Annotated in this window: 17 protein-coding genes and 1 pseudogene; 11 read left to right on the top strand and 7 right to left on the bottom strand. The window is 73.1% G+C overall.

Annotated elements, in window-relative coordinates; genetic code table 11:
• Nucleotides 1-109: 109 nt before the first annotated feature.
• Nucleotides 110-349: a hypothetical protein gene (locus tag ACZ4SF_RS36045; RefSeq protein ID WP_468392964.1), complete on the bottom strand. Its 240-nt coding sequence runs from the start codon at nucleotides 347-349 to the stop codon at nucleotides 110-112.
• Between the two features lie 113 nt (nucleotides 350-462).
• Between ACZ4SF_RS36045 and upp the strand changes: the two genes are divergently transcribed.
• A complete protein-coding gene (gene upp, locus ACZ4SF_RS36040; RefSeq protein ID WP_468392918.1) occupies nucleotides 463-1,098 on the top strand; it encodes a uracil phosphoribosyltransferase in 636 nt (211 codons plus the stop codon).
• Between the two features lie 146 nt (nucleotides 1,099-1,244).
• Here the strand turns inward: upp and ACZ4SF_RS36035 are convergent, their stop codons facing one another.
• Nucleotides 1,245-1,880, bottom strand: coding sequence for a LytR C-terminal domain-containing protein (locus ACZ4SF_RS36035; protein ID WP_468392916.1), 636 nt, complete (start codon nucleotides 1,878-1,880; stop codon nucleotides 1,245-1,247).
• 118 nt (nucleotides 1,881-1,998) lie between these two features.
• The gene (locus ACZ4SF_RS36030; RefSeq protein ID WP_003999914.1) at nucleotides 1,999-2,295 is read right to left on the bottom strand and encodes a type II toxin-antitoxin system VapB family antitoxin; all 297 of its coding nucleotides are present in this window, start codon (nucleotides 2,293-2,295) and stop codon (nucleotides 1,999-2,001) included.
• 112 nt (nucleotides 2,296-2,407) lie between these two features.
• On the opposite strand from ACZ4SF_RS36030, the pseudogene ACZ4SF_RS36025 reads away from it, so the two are divergent.
• Nucleotides 2,408-2,868: pseudogene (locus ACZ4SF_RS36025) on the top strand (helicase HerA-like domain-containing protein); the annotation flags it as partial.
• Nucleotides 2,869-3,353: 485 nt separating this feature from the next.
• On the opposite strand, the gene ACZ4SF_RS36020 reads toward ACZ4SF_RS36025, so the two are convergent.
• The 4 genes from ACZ4SF_RS36020 to ACZ4SF_RS36005 form a co-directional block, all read right to left on the bottom strand.
• Nucleotides 3,354-3,674 carry a hypothetical protein gene (locus tag ACZ4SF_RS36020; RefSeq protein ID WP_468392914.1) on the bottom strand — a complete coding sequence of 107 codons (321 nt, stop codon included), beginning with the start codon at nucleotides 3,672-3,674 and terminating at the stop codon, nucleotides 3,354-3,356.
• 94 nt (nucleotides 3,675-3,768) lie between these two features.
• On the bottom strand, nucleotides 3,769-4,467 hold the full coding sequence (locus ACZ4SF_RS36015; RefSeq protein WP_468392912.1) for an HdeD family acid-resistance protein: 699 nt from the start codon (nucleotides 4,465-4,467) through the stop codon (nucleotides 3,769-3,771).
• Between the two features lie 680 nt (nucleotides 4,468-5,147).
• Nucleotides 5,148-5,732, bottom strand: a complete 585-nt coding sequence (locus tag ACZ4SF_RS36010) for an HhH-GPD-type base excision DNA repair protein (RefSeq protein ID WP_468392910.1) — start codon at nucleotides 5,730-5,732, stop codon at nucleotides 5,148-5,150.
• 255 nt (nucleotides 5,733-5,987) lie between these two features.
• A complete protein-coding gene (locus tag ACZ4SF_RS36005; RefSeq protein ID WP_468392908.1) occupies nucleotides 5,988-6,710 on the bottom strand; it encodes a siderophore-interacting protein in 723 nt (240 codons plus the stop codon).
• Nucleotides 6,711-6,784: 74 nt separating this feature from the next.
• Here ACZ4SF_RS36005 and ACZ4SF_RS36000 point away from each other — a divergent pair, with 74 nt between their 5' ends.
• The 9 genes from ACZ4SF_RS36000 (at nucleotide 6,785) to ACZ4SF_RS35960 (ending at nucleotide 16,072) form a co-directional block, all read left to right on the top strand.
• Nucleotides 6,785-9,079 carry a penicillin acylase family protein gene (locus ACZ4SF_RS36000; RefSeq protein WP_468392906.1) on the top strand — a complete coding sequence of 765 codons (2,295 nt, stop codon included), beginning with the start codon at nucleotides 6,785-6,787 and terminating at the stop codon, nucleotides 9,077-9,079.
• Nucleotides 9,072-9,659, top strand: coding sequence for a GNAT family N-acetyltransferase (locus ACZ4SF_RS35995; RefSeq protein WP_468392904.1), 588 nt, complete (start codon nucleotides 9,072-9,074; stop codon nucleotides 9,657-9,659). Before ACZ4SF_RS36000 ends, ACZ4SF_RS35995 begins: the two co-directional genes overlap by 8 nt.
• Complete coding sequence (locus ACZ4SF_RS35990; protein ID WP_468392902.1) at nucleotides 9,656-10,132, top strand: cupin domain-containing protein; 477 nt, start codon at nucleotides 9,656-9,658, stop codon at nucleotides 10,130-10,132. Before ACZ4SF_RS35995 ends, ACZ4SF_RS35990 begins: the two co-directional genes overlap by 4 nt.
• Entirely contained in the window at nucleotides 10,129-10,890 is a 762-nt protein-coding gene (locus tag ACZ4SF_RS35985) for an SDR family NAD(P)-dependent oxidoreductase (RefSeq protein WP_468392900.1), read from the top strand. Before ACZ4SF_RS35990 ends, ACZ4SF_RS35985 begins: the two co-directional genes overlap by 4 nt.
• A 200-nt stretch (nucleotides 10,891-11,090) precedes the next feature.
• Nucleotides 11,091-12,854, top strand: coding sequence for a copper resistance CopC/CopD family protein (locus ACZ4SF_RS35980; RefSeq protein ID WP_468392962.1), 1,764 nt, complete (start codon nucleotides 11,091-11,093; stop codon nucleotides 12,852-12,854).
• Between the two features lie 96 nt (nucleotides 12,855-12,950).
• Complete coding sequence (locus ACZ4SF_RS35975; protein WP_468392898.1) at nucleotides 12,951-13,415, top strand: hypothetical protein; 465 nt, start codon at nucleotides 12,951-12,953, stop codon at nucleotides 13,413-13,415.
• 8 nt (nucleotides 13,416-13,423) lie between these two features.
• On the top strand, nucleotides 13,424-14,938 hold the full coding sequence (locus ACZ4SF_RS35970) for a hypothetical protein (RefSeq protein ID WP_468392896.1): 1,515 nt from the start codon (nucleotides 13,424-13,426) through the stop codon (nucleotides 14,936-14,938).
• Nucleotides 14,935-15,582, top strand: coding sequence for a hypothetical protein (locus ACZ4SF_RS35965; protein WP_468392894.1), 648 nt, complete (start codon nucleotides 14,935-14,937; stop codon nucleotides 15,580-15,582). The genes ACZ4SF_RS35970 and ACZ4SF_RS35965 overlap by 4 nt, the downstream gene beginning before the upstream one ends.
• 160 nt (nucleotides 15,583-15,742) lie before the next feature.
• On the top strand, nucleotides 15,743-16,072 hold the full coding sequence (locus ACZ4SF_RS35960; RefSeq protein ID WP_468392892.1) for a hypothetical protein: 330 nt from the start codon (nucleotides 15,743-15,745) through the stop codon (nucleotides 16,070-16,072).
• Nucleotides 16,073-16,110: the final 38 nt, after the last annotated feature.

The following is a 16,110-nucleotide window of genomic DNA, read 5'->3' as shown; positions in this document are numbered from 1 at the left end:
TTGCCGCCACCTGCGGATCGTACGCGGCTTTTGCAGACGGTCACGCACGCCCGCCACCCCAACACCGGTGCGGGCATGGATCTTCCGCCCGTCGGACGGCCCCGCCGGACTACCAGCGGAAGGTCCGCATCCGCATCGCATGGCGCAGCCGGGCCGCCTTCGCACGCCGCGGCTGCACCCGGGCACGCAGCTCCCGCGCCTCGGCGAGATCGCGCAGGAACTGGGCGCGGCGCCGCCGGCGCTCGGCTTCGCTCTCGGGCTTTTCGGGATCCCTGCCCGCGGATCTCTCCGGTCCGGGCGTTGCGGGGCCGGTCTTGCCACCGGTGGGCCCGGAGGCGTCCGCGGGCAGGTCAGGCAGGTCAGACACGTCACACCACCCCAGTCCGTCCCTCCCACTTTCCCCCGGACGGCCGGTTTGACGCCAGCACGTAGGGGGCCCGTGGCGCAGGTACCGTTAGGGGCATGCGTCTCCACGTCGTCGACCACCCTCTGGTCGCCCACAAGCTCACCACGCTGCGCGACCAGCGCACCGACTCCGCGACCTTCCGGCGGCTCGCCGACGAACTGGTCACCCTGCTCGCCTACGAGGCCACGCGGGACGTACGGACCGAGGCCGTGGACGTCCAGACGCCGGTTGCGCGGACCACGGGCGTCAAGCTGGCCCGTCCCCGCCCGCTGGTGGTGCCGATCCTGCGCGCTGGTCTGGGCATGCTGGACGGCATGGTCCGGCTGCTGCCGACCGCCGAGGTGGGCTTCCTGGGCATGATCCGCAACGAGGAGACGCTGCAGGCCTCCACGTACGCCTCGCGCATGCCGGAGGACCTCTCGGGCCGCCAGGTGTACGTCCTGGACCCGATGCTGGCCACGGGCGGCACGCTGGTCGCGGCGATCCAGGAGCTGATCAAGCGCGGCGCGGACGACGTGACCGCCGTGGTGCTGCTCGCCGCGCCGGAGGGCGTCGAGGTGATGGAGCGGGAGCTGGCGGGGACGCCGGTCACGGTCGTCACGGCGGCGGTGGACGACCACCTCAACGAGCTGGGGTACATCGTGCCGGGCCTCGGGGACGCCGGGGATCGCCTCTACGGGGCTGCCGAGTAGCCGTTCGGAGGCTGCTGGGCGGGGCTGCGGCGCCTGCCCGGGGCGTGGCTCCGGCCGCCGTTCGCGGGTGCGCCGTGGTTGCCCGCGGCCCTGCGGCGGAGCCGCATGTCGAAGACAGCCCTGCGCCCCTTCGGGGGCGGCGCCGCTCAGCAGCTCTTCTTCGGTGATGCCGTCGGCTGCGGTGCGGTCAGGGCCGTCAGGGCGCGGTCGGCGGCCGGCTGCTTGGCCAGGCCCTTGTAGCCGTCCCCCAGGATGAGGTCGACGTCGGTTCCCTTGCGGCCGTCGGCGCGCAGTTCCGTGCCGCCGAGCTGGGTGCCGAGCACCCGCAGGGAGGTGTCCTGGGCGGCGGGCGGGCCGACGAGTATGCCCGTGCCCTTGACCTTCTTGTCGAACTGCTTGGACGCGTTGCCCACGTCGCCGATCTTGAAGCCGCGCTTCTTCAGCTCGTCCGCGGTGTCCTTGGCGAGGCCGGTCCGCGCGGTGGCGTTGTAGACGTTCACGGTGATCTGGCCGGGCTTGGGCAGGGACTTCACCTGGGCCGCGGGGGCTGCCGCCGTCCGGGTGCAGCCGGTCCCGGACCCGGACGCCCTGGACTTGCCGCCGCCGCCCGAGAAGACATCGATGAGCTGCAGGGTGCCCCAGCCGACCAGCCCGAGCACGGCGACGGACGCCACCAGGGCGGCCACGAGCCTGCCGTGCCGCCGGGGCGGACGCATCCGAGGGTATCTGTCCCCCGTGATGCGGTACTGGCCGCCCATTCCGGGGGGAGTCAGCATGCTCATGGGCGCAGCGTAGTGCGCCTGAGCGGCGATGCCTATCAGATGATCAGTCGATGCCGCTCAGCGGAACCCGAAAGGGTCAACGGCCGTGTCGCGAGGGCAACGGCCGTGTCGCGCCGGGTCAGTCGAGTTCGAGCACGCGTGCGTGCAGCACCTGACGCTGCTGGAGCGCGGCGCGGACCGCACGGTGCAGGCCGTCCTCCAGGTACAGGTCGCCCTGCCACTTCACGACGTGCGCGAAGAGGTCGCCGTAGAACGTCGAGTCCTCGGCCAGCAGGGTCTCCAGGTCGAGCTGCCCCTTGGTCGTCACGAGCTGATCGAGGCGGACCGGGCGCGGCGCGACGTCCGCCCACTGCCGGGTGCTTTCCCGGCCGTGGTCGGGGTACGGCCGGCCGTTTCCGATGCGCTTGAAGATCACACGGAAAGCCTACCGGTCAAGACGTTCCGGGCGCAGCCATGGCGGCCGAGTGCAACGCTTGAAAAGATGGAGCAATTCGGTCATACGGGCTACTACGGGAGCGGGGCCGGAGATGAATGACAGCGATACCGTGCCGCCCGCAGGCCCTCAGGGGGGCACGGCGCTGCCCGCGGAGGCGCAGAGAATCGCCTCCGGTTACGCCTTCACCGGCCCCGCCCTCGACCTCGGCGCGCTCCTGTGGGGCGGGCGTGCCACGCCGGTGCGCCGGTCCGCGTCCCGCTGCCGATGCTCAACCGGCACGGCCTGGTGGCGGGGGCCACCGGCACCGGCAAGACCAAGACCCTCCAGCTGATCGCCGAGCAGCTGTCGGCGCAGGGCGTGCCGGTGTTCCCCGCGGACATCAAGGGTGACCTGTCCGGCATCGCGCGGCCCGGGCAGCCCGGCGACCGGGTGCGGGGACGGGCCGCGGAGGTGGGCCAGGAGTGGACCGCGGCCGGTTTCCCGGCGGAGTTCCTCGCGCTCGGCGGCCTCGGCCACGGCATCCCCGTGCGGGCCACGGTCACTAGGGGTGGACGCCGGGCGGTGCACAACTCTCCGCTCCACGGCCGTTATGCACAGGCTGTGGACCGGGAATCGGCGTACGAGAGGCTCAGCGCCGCCCCGGCGCCGGAACCGGCGGAGGCAGCGAGGCCCATTGCCGCACACAGGGCCGGGCCCAGGGCCGCGGAGGAGGAGCCGTCGCTGGTCGAACAGGTCGCGAGCAGCGGGATGTTCAAGTCCCTGGCCCGCTCGGTCGGCACTCAGCTCGCCCGGGGATCACCCGCTCCCTGTTCGGCACTGCCCGGCGGAGGCGGTAGCCCGCCCCCGCCGGCCACGGATCAGCGGTCGCCTTCCCCGGGCGTCCGCTGCTGTTGCGGTGTCCGCTGGTCCGGTTTGGGCGCCGCGGCGCGCCGGGCCTCCGCGCGCAGCAGGGCGCGCAGGACGGCATAGGGATCTGTGGGCATGGCTGTACTGCTCCTTGCGTCGAGCCGGCTGACCTTGCGCGGAACACAGGTCCGTCAGCAGCGCAGGACCACCGCGCGGAGCAGGGGCGCGGTGTACGGCACCCGCGGCGTGGCGGGGCACGGCCGGGACGCCGGGCGGGCGGGCACCGGGCCGGGGAGAGGTGCCGGCCGTTCGGGTACGTCGGCCCGGTGGACGGTGCCGCCGGGTGGCCGCAGGAGGGTGTCGAGGGCGTCGTGCTCGGCGCTCTGGGCGGCCACGGCCAGGGCCGGGGCCGCCTGGGCCTGCGCATGCGCGCCGGGCACCCACAGGGCGAGGAGCAGCACGAGCGCCCGTGGCCAGGTACGGCTCCACGATGCGCTCCTGCTTCCGCTCACGGCACGTCTCTGCCCGGGGCGGGTGGCCGGGGCAGCACGCCGGGCGCGAGATCCGCCCGCTCGGCGTACCCGCGAGCGGTGTGGTTGACGGTGGTCACACCGTCTGCGGGACACGGCGGGCCCGGCCGCGCATGCGGAACGCGGTGACGATCTCCACGATCCCCACCGCGATCAGCCAGATGCCGCCGACCAGGGTCAGTACGGCGACCGACTCGAACGGCGAGTCGATGAGCACGATCCCGGCGACGAAGGTGACGATGCCGAGGAAGATCTGCCAGCCCCGGGCGGGCATCCGGGAGTCGTGCAGGGCGGCCAGGGTCTGTGTGATCCCGCGGATCAGCCAGCCGATGCCGATCCACAGGGCGAGCAGCAGGACCGACTGCATGGGCCCGCGGAAGCAGAACAGGCCGAGCAGGATCGACAGGGCGCCGCTGATGAAGGCCAGCACGCGCAGCGAGGTCGCCCGGTGCGTACCGAACGCGGACGCCAGCTGCAGAATCCCGCTGTACAGCAGATAGAGGCCGAACAGCACCCCGGCGGCGAACAGGGACGGCCCCGGCCAGACCAGCACCAGGACACCGAGCACCAGGGACCCGATCCCGGTGACCAGCACCACCTGCCACGCGGCCCGTGACAGGGCGTGCAGGGGGCCTTCGAAGGCGGGTTCGGGTTCGGGTTCGGGGTGCCCATGGGCAGCCGCCGAGGTGCGGGCGCCGGGCGGCGCCGTCTCATGAACCCGCCGGTCGTCGTACGCACGGTCCCGCTCCGGTCCGCCGCTGGGTGCCTCGCTCATGCTCCATGCTTGGACCGACGGGACGCGCGGAGCCAGGCGGGGTGGGCCGAGCGGGTGGTGGGGGCCGGGTGCGGTGGGCCGAGCGGGTGGTGGGCTGGGCGTCTGCGGTTTGGTGCCGGGGTGGGGTGCGAGTGCGGCAGGTGCGAGTCGCCGGGTGCAGCTGTGTCGGTGGAGTGCCGGTGTGGGTGCGCGTGCGTTGAGTTGTGGGCGCGACGGGTGTGGGCGCGACGGGTGTGGTGTGTCGGGCGCGGGCGCGATGGGTGCGGTGTGTCAGGCGCGGGCGCGTTGGGGTGCGAGTGCGTCAGGTGCGAGTCGCCGGGTGCAGCTGTGTCGGTGCAGCTGTGTCGGTGCAGCTGTGTCGGTGGGTGCAGCTGTGTCGGTGCAGCTGTGTCGGTGGGTGCAGCTGTGTCGGTGCAGCTGTGTCGGTGGGTGCGGGTGAGCTGCGGTGCGGGTGCGAGCACGGGTGTGGGTGCGGGTGTCGGGCCGGTGCCGTTGCGTCGTGGCTGGTCGCGCAGTTCCCCGCGCCCCTTCGGGCGCTCGTCGCTGCGGGCAGTCGTGCCGTCGGGGCGGCACGGGTGGGCGCAGCGGCACCCCGCGAGCGCGGGCAAGCGAAACCGGCCCGGCCGAGCTGCAGCCGACGGCACCCCCAGGGCACCGGCGGGTGATCCGACCCCCGGCCCCTACTTCTTCGTCGCCTTCGCCGCCGCCTTCATCTCCTGCTTGTGCGCCCGCACCTTCGCCAGTGACTCCGGCCCGGTGATGTCGGCGACGGACCGGAAGGACTTCGGCTCCCCGTACGCCCCGGCCGCCTCCCGCCACCCCTCCGGCGCGACGCCGAGCTGCTTGCCGAGCAGAGCCAGGAAGATCTGGGCCTTCTGTTTGCCGAACCCGGGCAGTTCCTCCAGCCGCCGCAGCAGCTCGGCCCCGCTGCCGGCACCCCGCCAGACTCCCTCGGCGTTTCCGTCGTAGTGCTCGACGAGGTACTGGCACAGCTGCTGGATCCGCTTGGCCATCGACCCGGGATAGCGATGCACCGCGGGCTTCTCGGAGAGCACCGCGGCGAAGGCCTCGGGATCCATCGCCGCGATCTCGTGCGCGTCCAGGTCCTCCGCGCCGAGCCGGTCCGCGATGGTCCGGGGCCCCTTGAACGCCCACTCCATCGGGATCTGCTGGTCGAGCAGCATCCCGGTCAGCGCGGCGAGCGGGGACCGTCCGAGCAGCGCATCGGCCGCGGGGTCCTGGGCGAGGTGCAGGGTGACGTCCATGCGTCGATGATCCCGCGCACCCGCTCCTGCCGCGCGCCCGCCCACTCCACGCACCCGCTCGGTCCGCGCACCCGCTCAGTCCGCCTGCGCCCCACTCCCTCTGCCCCCCGTTCAGTCCGCCTGCTCGCCCGCCACTCCGCGCGCCCGCCCACTTCGCGATGCCGTCGATTCCCCCCTACCCCCGCGCTCAGTCGGCTCGCTCGCCCACTCCACGCGTCCGCCCACTCCACCTGCCCCCCGGTCAGCGTCGCCCGTTCAGTCCGCGCGCCAGTACCCCAGTGCCTGCACCCGGTGCTTCGGTACCGCCAGTTCCTTGCGGACGTATGCCGTGAGCGTCCGCGTGGTCGCTGCGTCGCAGGCGATCCAGACGTACGGGTCCGGGGTGCCGGCGAGGACGGCGGGCAGCTCGGCGCGCACGCGTTCGACCAGGTGGGCGCCCGCGTCCCGGCGCGGCACCGGCCGTATCTCGTGCCGGTCCGGCTCGGCCCGGCAGGGCAGACCCGCCGGTTCCCCCTCGAACCAGACGGTCGCCGGTGCCGAACCCAGCGCGCCGAGCAGGGAGTTGATGGCGGGCAGCGAGGCCGGGTCGCCGATCGCGACGACGTGCGAGGGTGCGGGGTCGGGGTGCCGGAAGGCGGTGCCCTGCACGGTCGCCTCGATGGTGTCGCCGGGCCGCGCGGCCCGTGCCCAGTCGGAGGCCCGGCCCTCGTGCAGGGCGAACTCCAGGCCGAAGGTACCGGAAGCCGGGTCGGGGTCGACCAGTGTGTAGGCGCGCTGGTGCGGCCGGCCGTCGTCGGAGAACCAGAGCCGGACCCACATCGTGGGGTGGACGCCGGTCGCGGCGAGCAGCCCGCCGTCGCTCAGCCGCAGTCGCCGGTAGTGCGGAGTGACGTCCTCGGCCTCGAGGACGGTGCACGCGTAGTCCTTGGCCCGCAGCAGTCTGAGGACCGCACCTTCCCAACCCCGCCCCTGCCCCATGACCCCTCCGACGCTCGCGTACGATTCCCTACGAAACTTAGGGCAGGCTAACCTAAAATAAGGGGTTCACTCGGGTGACGACCGAGACTTACCGTGACGCCTGGGGCATCCCCCATCTGCGCGCGTCCAGCGTCCGTGAACTCGCCCGGGCGCAGGGCAGGGTCACCGCCCACGACCGGGCCTGGCAGCTGGAGGTCGAGCGCCACCGCTCCCAGGGCACCTCGGCTTCCTTCCTCGGCGCCGAGTCCCTCTCCTGGGACGTCCTCGCCCGCCGGGCCCGCCTCGACGACACCGCCCGCCGCTGCTTCGCCGCCCTCGAACGCCGGGACCCCGAGACGGCCGCCTGGGTCCGCGCTTACGTCGACGGTGTCAACGAGGGCCTGCCGGCGGGTGCCCGCCGCGCCCCCGAGTTCACCCGTACGGGTCTCACCCCCGGCACCTGGCAGCCCTGGACCCCGCTCGGCATCTGGCTCGCCACGCACATCCTCTTCGCCGGCTTCCCCGCCAAGCTCTGGCGCGAGCAGGCGATACGGCACCTCGGCCCCGACGCCGTCGAGCTGTTCGCGACGGACGGCCCCCGTACCGCGGGCAGCAACGGCTGGATGGTCTGCGGGGACCGCACCACCACCGGCCGGGCCCTCATCGCCGGCGACCCGCACCGGTTCATCGAGGACCCCGGCGTCTACCAGCAGATCCGCCTGTCCTGCCCCGAGTTCGACGTCGTCGGGCTCGCCGTCCCGGGCGTCCCCGGCATCGCCCACTTCGGCCACACCGGCACGGTCGCCTGGGCCATCACCAACGCCATGGCCGACTACCAGGACCTCTACCGCGAACGCCTGCGCCGCACGGGCGCCGGCATCGAGTCCCTCGCCCCGGACGGAACCTGGCAGCGGGCCACCCGCCACACGGAGACGGTACGGGTAGCGGGCGAACCCCCCATCGAAATAGAACTCGTCGAAACGGCCCGGGGCCCGGTGATCACCGGCGGCCCGGAGGACCCGGCCGCGCAAGTCTCCCCGGCCGACCCGGCGGCGCATGTCTCCCCGGCTGACCCGGCGGAACGTGTCTCCCCCCACGACCCGGCGGCCGCCGACGGCGGGTACGTCCCGCAGGGGCCACCCGCACTCGGCGACGAAAGCCGCACGGGTGGTGCGGGTGGGAACGGGATCGGTGCCGACGGCGCAGCCGAGGCGCTCGCCCTGCGCTATCCACCCCGCGTCACCGAAGACCTCGGCTTCAGCGCCCTCCTCCCCCTCCTCCGCTCCCGCACCGTCGCCGACATCGACAAGGCCCTCGACGCCTGGGCCGAACCGGTCAACGTCGTACACGCCGCCGACACCGCCGGAGGCACCCTGCACCGCATCGCCGGCCACGTCCCCGCCCGCGCCGAGGCCAACCGCATCCACCCGGTCCCCGCCTGGGAACCCGGCCACGAATGGCACGGCACGCACGAGACGCCGTACGCCGACCCGGCCGGAGAGGGCGGCATCGCCGTGATGGCCAACGCCCGCGGCCTGGCCACCCCCCTCGGCGTCGAGTTCGCCCCACCGCACCGCGCCGCCCGCATCCGCGCCCTGCTCGACGCGCGCCCCACCTGGTCCGCCGACGGCATGGCCGCGATCCACACGGACACCCACCTCGGGTCCGCCGCCCCCCTCCTGGACCGCCTCGCGGCCCTCACCGGCCTGACCCCCGCCGCGGCCGGACTCCGCGACCGGCTGCTCGCCTGGGACCGCCGCATGGAGGCGGACAGCACCGACGCGGCGGTGTTCGCGGCGGTGCGCAGCGCGGTCGTACGCCGGCTCGCCGCGCACCCCGTCTTCGCCCCGCTCACCGAGCCCCCGGCCTACCCGGACGTCCTGCTGCCCTGGCTGGCCCTCGTGCCGCGCATCGGATTCGCCCTGGAACACCTGTTGAGCGCCGAGGAGTTGTACGGCATCGACCGCGAGGCAGCCGTGCGCAGCGCACTGGAGGAGGTCGCCGACGCGCCCCCCACCGGCCCCTGGTCCGCCACCCACCGCCTGGCCCCCTGGCGGGCGCTCCCGGCGGACCCCGGCACCGAGGGGCACGAGCCCGGGCTCGCCGGCGACCACGACTGCGTGCTGTGCACCTCGGCCGTCCCCGGTCTCACCGACCGCAGCGCACGTGGTCCGGCCGCCCGCTACGTCTGGGACCTGGCCGACCGTGACAACAGCCGCTGGGTGGTCCCCTTCGGCGCCGACGGCGTCCCCGGCGCCGCCCACCACGCCGACCAACTGCCCCTGTGGCTCGGGGGAGAACTCGCCCCCGTCGTCACCGACTGGGCCCGGCTCACCCCCGAAGCACCCACGGACACCGCCTTCCCCGCGTCTGAGGAGACCGATGACTGACCTGCACGTCCAGCACGTCGACGGCTACGGCACCATCCGCATCCGCGCCCTCGACCCGGAGGGGGACGCGGACGTCGTCCACGCCTGGGTGAGCGAGGAACGCGCCGTGTTCTGGGGCATGAACGGCCTCACCCGGGACCAGGTCGCCGAGATCTACGCCCACATGGCCACGCTCGACACCCACCACGCCCACCTGGTCACCAAGGACGGCGAACCGGCCGCCGTCTTCCAGACGTACGAGCCGTCCGCCGACCGCGTGGGCGAGTGCTACGACGTACGCCCCGGCGACCTCGGCGTCCACCTCCTCCTCGCCCCCGCCGGCCCCGGCGGCCGCCGCCCCGGCTGGACGTCCGCCCTGCTGACGGCCATGGCGGCGTACGCGCTGCAGGTCCTGGACCGGCGGCGGATCGTGGTCGACCCGGACGTGCGCAACACCAAGGCGCTCGCCCGCTTCGAACGCCATGGCTTCCGGCGCGGCCCCGCCGTCGTCCTGCCCGAGGTCGACCTGCCCGATGTGTACCTGCCGGAGAAGCATGCCCAACTCGCGTTCCTGGACCGGGAGGTAGCCTTCCCCGGGTGACGACGCCCGATGAGCTGATCGCCCACTACGGCCTCGAACCCCTCCCTCGCGAGGGCGGCCTGTTCCGGCGCACATGGTCGGGACCCGAGCGGCCGGACGGCCGCCCCGAGGGTTCCGCCATCGTCGCGCTGCTCACCGCGGACGACTTCTCCGCGCTGCACCGGCTGCCCTTCGCCGAGGTCTGGCACTTCTATCTCGGCGACCCGCTCCAGTTGCTGCTCCTCGCACCCGACGGCACCACCGGCACCCCCGTCCTCGGCCCCGGCCTGCACGCCGGCCGGCACGTCCAGCTGACCGTGCCGGCCGGCACCTGGATGGGCGCGCGGGTGGCACCGGGGGGCGCGTGGACGTTCTTCGGCTGCACGATGGCCCCCGGATTCACCTGGGCGGACTACGAACACGGGACCGTGGCGGACCTCACGGCGCGTTACCCGGCCGAGGCCGCGCTGATCACGGAACTCTGCCGCCCATGAGCCTGCTCGACGGACAGACCGCCTTGGTGACCGGCGCGAGCGGCGGCATCGGCCGAGCCATCGCCCTGCGCTTCGCGGAGGAGGGCGCGGCCGTGGCCGTCCACTGCCGTACGGCGGTCGCCGCCGCCGACGACGTGGCCGGCCGCATCCGGGAGGTGGGCGGGCGGGCGGTCGTGCTCCAGGCGGATCTGACGGACGAGAGCGCCTGCCGGCGCCTGGTCGAGGAGACGGCGGCCTGGTCGGCCGGCCGCCTCACGGCCCTGGTCAACAATGCGGCCGTACAGCCGGTCCAGCCCCTGGCCGGGATGACTGCGGCCGACTGGCGCACGGTCGTCGACACCGACCTCACCAGCGTCTTCGCCTGCACCCAGGCAGCCGCCGCCCACATGCGCGCGCACGGCGGCGGCACCGTCACCCACATCGCCTCCATCGAGGCCGGCCACCCCGCGCCCGGCCACGCCCATTACGCCGCGGCCAAGGCGGCGGTCGTCATGCACGCCCGCGCCGCGGCCCTGGAGTACGGCCCCGACGGCATCCGCGTCAACGCGGTCTCGCCCGGCCTCATCGACCGGCCCGGTCTGGCGGAGGCCTGGCCGGACGGTGTACGGCGCTGGCTCGCCGCCGCCCCGGCCGGCCGCCTGGGCCGCCCCGAGGACGTGGCCGACGCCTGCGTGTTCCTGGCCTCGCCGCTCGCGGCCTGGGTCACCGGTCACGACCTGGTGGTGGACGGCGGCGTGACGGCCCGCCCGACCTGGTGAGCAGACGGCCCGTTCCCCTCGTACCTATGAGGAGGTCCTCTGGGGAGGCCTACCGCGAGGGCCCTTTGCGGAAGGCCTCGCCGCAGGGGAGCGGGCGCATGCGGGAACGGAGGCTGACGGTGCTGCGCGACGTACACCCACGACCGCGACGGCCGCGACGACCACGCGGGGCGGTACGGCTCTCGAAGGGCGGTGTGCTGCTGCTCCTCCCGGCCCTCCTGCTCGGCCTTCTCGCCGGTACGGCTGCCCCCGCCTCGGCGCACGCCGTCCTGCGCGCGACGGACCCCGCCGACGGCACCCTCCTGCGCACCGCCCCCCGCCACGTCACCCTCACCTTCACCGAGTCGGTCGGCCTGCTGACCGACTCCTTCCGGGTCTACGACCCCCGCAACCACCGCGTCCGCACCGGCCCCGCCGACCATGCCTCCGGCCGCTCCGACACGGCCCGCGTCACCCTCCCCGCCCGGCTCGCCACCGGCACGTACACGGTCGCCTGGCGGGTGGTGTCGGCCGACAGCCACCCGGTGTCCGGCGCCCTGACCTTCTCGGTCGGCACACGTACGGCAGCCCCGGCGGCCCCGCTCCCGGACCGTGCGGAGAACCGGACGACCACGGCCCTCCACACCATCGCGCGCTACCTCGCCTACCTCTCCCTGGCGCTGCTCCTGGGCATCGCCGCGTTCGTGGCGTACTGCCGCCCGCCGACGACCGCCCATCTGCGCACCCCCGCCCTGGCCGCCACGGCCGTCCTCCTGGTCACCACGGCCGCCCTGTACCTCCTGCGGGCGCCCTACGAGGAGGCCGCCTCCCCGACGACCGCCCTCAGCCTCTCCGCCCTCACCCGCACGGCGACGACCCGCCCCGGCCAACTCCTGCTGCTGCGCCTGGTCCTGCTGCTCCTGGCGGCGGCCTGCGCGGCCCTCATGAGAACCCACCGGGCCCGGCTCCCGCGCCGCGCCACCCTCGCGACAGCCGTGGTCCTCGCCCTCGCCCTGTCCCTGACCTGGGCGGCGTCCGACCACGCATCGGCGGGCATCCAGGTACCGGTGGCGATCGTCTCGACCACCCTGCACCTGCTGGCCATGGCGGCCTGGCTGGGCGGCCTGACCGCCCTCCTGTGGACCCTGCGGCACACCCGGGCACCGGCCGTCCTGCCGGCCACGGTCCCGGCCCGCTTCTCCCGGCTGGCCTCCGCCTCGGTGACGGTCCTCGTCCTCACCGGCGTCTACCAGTCCTGGCGGGGCCTCGGCTCCTGGCAGGCACTGACCGACACCACCTACGGCCGCACCCTGCTGGCCAAACTGGCGGCAGTGGCCGCCCTCCTCCTGGCGGCGGCCTGCTCCCGCACCTGGGCCACCCGTCTGACCCGGGCGACGACCCCCGCCCGAGCCCGCGTCCCGGAACCGGCCACGGGCCCCCCACTCCCCCCGGAGCCGACCATCGACCGTCCCCTCACCCCTCCCTCCGTCCACCACCACCTCCTGCGCCGCTCGATCCTGGCGGAGACGGCGGTCGCCGTGGTGGTCCTGGCCCTGACCACCCTCCTGACCAGCACCGTGCCCGGCCGTGCGGCCACGGAGTCCGTGCAGGCGGACACACCGTCGACCACGACGGGCATCCCCACGGCCTCCGTCACCACGATCCCCTTCGACACCGGCGCCCCGGGCGGCCACGGCAAGGTCCAGATCACCCTGGACCCCGGCCGGGTCGGCACCAACTCGGTGCAGGCGGTGGTCTACGGACCCGACGGCGGCCTCTCCACCGTCCCCGAGCTCCGCATCACTCTCACCCTCCCGGCCCAGCGCGTGGGTCCCCTGGACACCAAGGTGACGGACCGCGGCGGCTACTGGTCCACCCCTTCCTTCACCGTCCCCCTCCCCGGCACCTGGACGATGAAGGCGACGGTCCGCGTGTCGGATGTGGACCAGGTGACGGTGTCGGCGCCGGTACGGGTGACGCGCTAGATGAAGAGCTTCTCCCGTGGCGAAAAGGGCAGTTGATACATTCGCTGGTGTAACGGTGAACGATCACCGTACGGTCGACCGGAGGACGGGGGTCCCATGGCGTGGGAAGAGTGGGAGAGGGTCAAGGCCGCAGCGGCGGCAGGCCAGAGCGCACGGATGCAGCTGAACCAGGCCGGATCCAGCGGTTCCGGAGCCGCGGATCTGGTCGTGCACCAGGACGACCTGGGTGCCGTCGGTCATGAGGCGTTCATTCTCCACGGTGAATTGAGCAAGAAGGCCGACATCGCGGCCGCGGGCGCCGGAAACGAGGCTTCGGGGTCCACCATGCGGGCCGCCGCCGCACTCAAGAGCCACCACCTCGGTCTCGGTCCGGAGCTCGAATCGACCGTCGAGATCTGGACCTCACAGGTCAAGTCCGTCCTCCAGGCGTGTGCACACATCTCCAACCACCTCGACTACAGCAAGAAGCTGCACGCACATGACGACACCCACATCGCCGCGGACCTCAGCGGCCGTACCGGGCCGGTGCCCGTGTCGGCGCTGAACGACTACTTCAAGTAGGAGGAGCCATGGGGGACTTCACCTACTCGGATCTCATGGCCCTGGACCTCGGCAAGCTGGGCACGGCGGTGTCCGACTGGAAGTCGATGGCCGAGGGCCTGGCCGAACTGGCCACCGACGCGCGGGACGGCCTGGTCAAGAAATCCGAGGGAGCCCGCTGGAAGGGCGTCAACGCGGACGTCACGCGCGAGTTCGTACGCAAGACGGCCAAGGAGATCGCCGATCTCCGGGCGGAGGCGGAAAGCATCGCCGCCGTGCTCGCCGACGCGCACGCGGAGCTGACGACCTACCAGAAGCAGGCGAAGAGCCTCACCGACACGGCGGGCAAGGGCAACCCCGCCCACAACCCCCCGGACCCCGCTCTGATCATCACGGACGGACCGGGCGGCACCGTCCGTGTGATGGAGGCGATGTGCACACCGGAGGGCCCGAACCAGCGCACCAAGGACTACATCCAGTGGTACGCCGACACGCTCACCGGCATCGTCCAGCACGCCGCCGAGGTCGACGCCGCGGCGGTACGTGCGCTGCGCAAGAGCCACGGCAACGACCCGCACAACGCCGGGCACGCCAAGTACACCTCCCTCGACGAGGAACAGCTGCCCCGCGCGGAGGAACTGGCCGCACTGGGCGGTGACGCCGACGCGAAGCAACGAGCCGAGCTGAAACGCCTGTGGGAGTCGCTGAGCCCCGAGGCGCGGGCCCGCCTCTGGCTCGCGAAGAAGGACGACCTCATGGCGGCCGGCGTACTGAGCCCCACCATGCCGCAGGTCGCGGCCGACGCCGGGGCGGGGCGGCACGGATCGGAGTCACCCGGATTCGACGAGTGGGCCACCAAGCGCAAGATGGAACTGCTCGCGGAGGGCGCCGACTGGAAGGGCATGACGGACGCCTCCCGCAACATGGCGCACTACCTGGGGAACAGCGGCACTCCCATGGGCCTGCCGGTGGACAAGATGATGGCGGACGTCCCGGAGTTCAAGGCGTACGTCGACGACATCGTCCGGAAGAACCAGAACGGCTGGCGTCAGCAGGCCGTGCAGGAGTTCCGGGAGAGCGGCGGCAAGCCGGTCGCCTTCCCGGTCGAGGCGAAGCTGCCCGACGGCTTCTACTTCAGCAAGGACATCGACGAGAACTGGTTCTACGCGGTGGGCGGCGCCAACACCAACGTCACCGGTGTGGTGACGGCCGTACCGGATGCGCACGGCAACCCGAAGATCTCCGTCGACTACCAGGCGAACGTCTGGGACCGCTACAACTGGGACGAGGGCAAGGGCGTCACCGTGGGCCCGCTGAAGATCCCCGACGGCCAGATGGCCAAGCTCCACCGGGTCGGACTCGCGCAGGAGTTCGACATGACGGGGAGCAGCAGCGCCAACCACTACGATCTCGGCTCTTCGCAGCCCAACGACGCCCCGCTACCGGGTCCCGACGACAGCAGGGACGGACGCTCGGACCCAGGCCGAGAGCAGCAGCAGGGCCGTACGACGCACAGGTCACCCGGGAGGACGGCCGGCCGATGAACGACACGCCCGACAACGCAGGCGGCCGCCGCCGGACGCGCGCCGCCGGGGTGGCCCTCGGCGCGCTGGCCCTCCTGGGCGCCCTGACCGCGACAGGCTGCTCCGGTCCCGACCAGGCCGGTGACCGTGCGGCCGGCCGGTCTGCGGACGAGAGGTGGGCCAAGGGCGTCACACCGGGGTGGATGAGCGGGCACATGGGCATCGACATTCCGGCAGCGGCCCGGCACGCGCGGGCCGGATACCAGGTGACCTCCCGCTTCGACACCGGCGTGCTCACCTTCACGCTGACCAGGTCCCAGGCGCGGGCCTTCCTGGCCGAGTACCCGCCGGACGGCGAGCTGCTGGAGCCCACGGCGGCCGTGACCGACGTGAAGACCCGCGACTTCAGGCACCTGGGCGTGCCGGAACCGGAGTCGTTCAAGAAGGGCATGCGCTACGGCTCCGTCTGCCCCGGTGCCGACGCCAGGCCCACCGGCAGCCCGGACCCACTCGCCGACCCGTACGGCACCTCGGACCAGAGCTGCGTCAGCCTGTACGTCCACGACTACGCCCCGGACCGCACCCGCATCTACCTCCGCGACCACTACGAGCCGGGCATCAGCCCCCTGCCGACAACCTCGCCCACCCCCTCACCGGCCCGCTGACCAGCTCACACCGTCCGCGGGGCCGGGGCCGGGACGGACGAACGCCAGAGGGCCGGACCACTTTCATTCGAGACGGAAACCGAGACGGAAACCGAGACGGAAACCGAGTCGGACGGCGAGGCCAGGCTCGCTGGCATCCTCGCTACTGAAGGGGGAAGTCATGGCACTGGCCCGCAAGGGATCACGACGGATCGTCGTCGACGGCACGGTCTACCGCTGGCGGCTGCGAGGCAGGCCGACGTACTCCCAGGGCCTGACCTGGTCGCCGTGCACATTCGCGGTCGAGCATGCGGACACCCCGGGCATGACACTCGTGGTCACCACCGACCAGCCGCATCCGGGCAACTGGACCGGTCGCGAGGCAGAGCCAGTACTGCCGTCCGGTGTCGCTGTGGCTGTTCGGCTTGCCCTGCGTGAGGGGTGGACTCCGACAGCTCCGGGTTCCGCGTTCCTCCTCGACCAGTCCGCCGGCTTCACGCCTTTGCCCTGATCCGCCGGCTTCACACCTTTGCACTGAACAGAGCCAGT

Source organism: Streptomyces sp. NPDC027663 (assembly GCF_055566415.1).
The sequence above is the reverse complement of the archived record's forward strand: the minus strand, read 5'-3'. Positions and strand labels throughout refer to the sequence as shown.

Excerpts from the sequence above, each read along its gene's own strand:
- ACZ4SF_RS35985 (WP_468392900.1), top strand. The coding sequence starts at position 10,129 with ATGAGCCTGCTCGACGGACAGACCGCCTTGGTGACCGGCGCGAGCGGC.
- ACZ4SF_RS36015 (WP_468392912.1), bottom strand. The coding sequence starts at position 4,467 with ATGAGCGAGGCACCCAGCGGCGGACCGGAGCGGGACCGTGCGTACGAC.
- ACZ4SF_RS35965 (WP_468392894.1), top strand. The coding sequence starts at position 14,935 with ATGAACGACACGCCCGACAACGCAGGCGGCCGCCGCCGGACGCGCGCC.
- upp (WP_468392918.1), top strand. The coding sequence starts at position 463 with ATGCGTCTCCACGTCGTCGACCACCCTCTGGTCGCCCACAAGCTCACC.
- ACZ4SF_RS36035 (WP_468392916.1), bottom strand. The coding sequence starts at position 1,880 with ATGAGCATGCTGACTCCCCCCGGAATGGGCGGCCAGTACCGCATCACG.
- ACZ4SF_RS35995 (WP_468392904.1), top strand. The coding sequence starts at position 9,072 with ATGACTGACCTGCACGTCCAGCACGTCGACGGCTACGGCACCATCCGC.
- ACZ4SF_RS35960 (WP_468392892.1), top strand. The coding sequence starts at position 15,743 with ATGGCACTGGCCCGCAAGGGATCACGACGGATCGTCGTCGACGGCACG.
- ACZ4SF_RS36010 (WP_468392910.1), bottom strand. The coding sequence starts at position 5,732 with ATGGACGTCACCCTGCACCTCGCCCAGGACCCCGCGGCCGATGCGCTG.
- ACZ4SF_RS36005 (WP_468392908.1), bottom strand. The coding sequence starts at position 6,710 with ATGGGGCAGGGGCGGGGTTGGGAAGGTGCGGTCCTCAGACTGCTGCGG.
- ACZ4SF_RS35970 (WP_468392896.1), top strand. The coding sequence starts at position 13,424 with ATGGGGGACTTCACCTACTCGGATCTCATGGCCCTGGACCTCGGCAAG.
- ACZ4SF_RS35975 (WP_468392898.1), top strand. The coding sequence starts at position 12,951 with ATGGCGTGGGAAGAGTGGGAGAGGGTCAAGGCCGCAGCGGCGGCAGGC.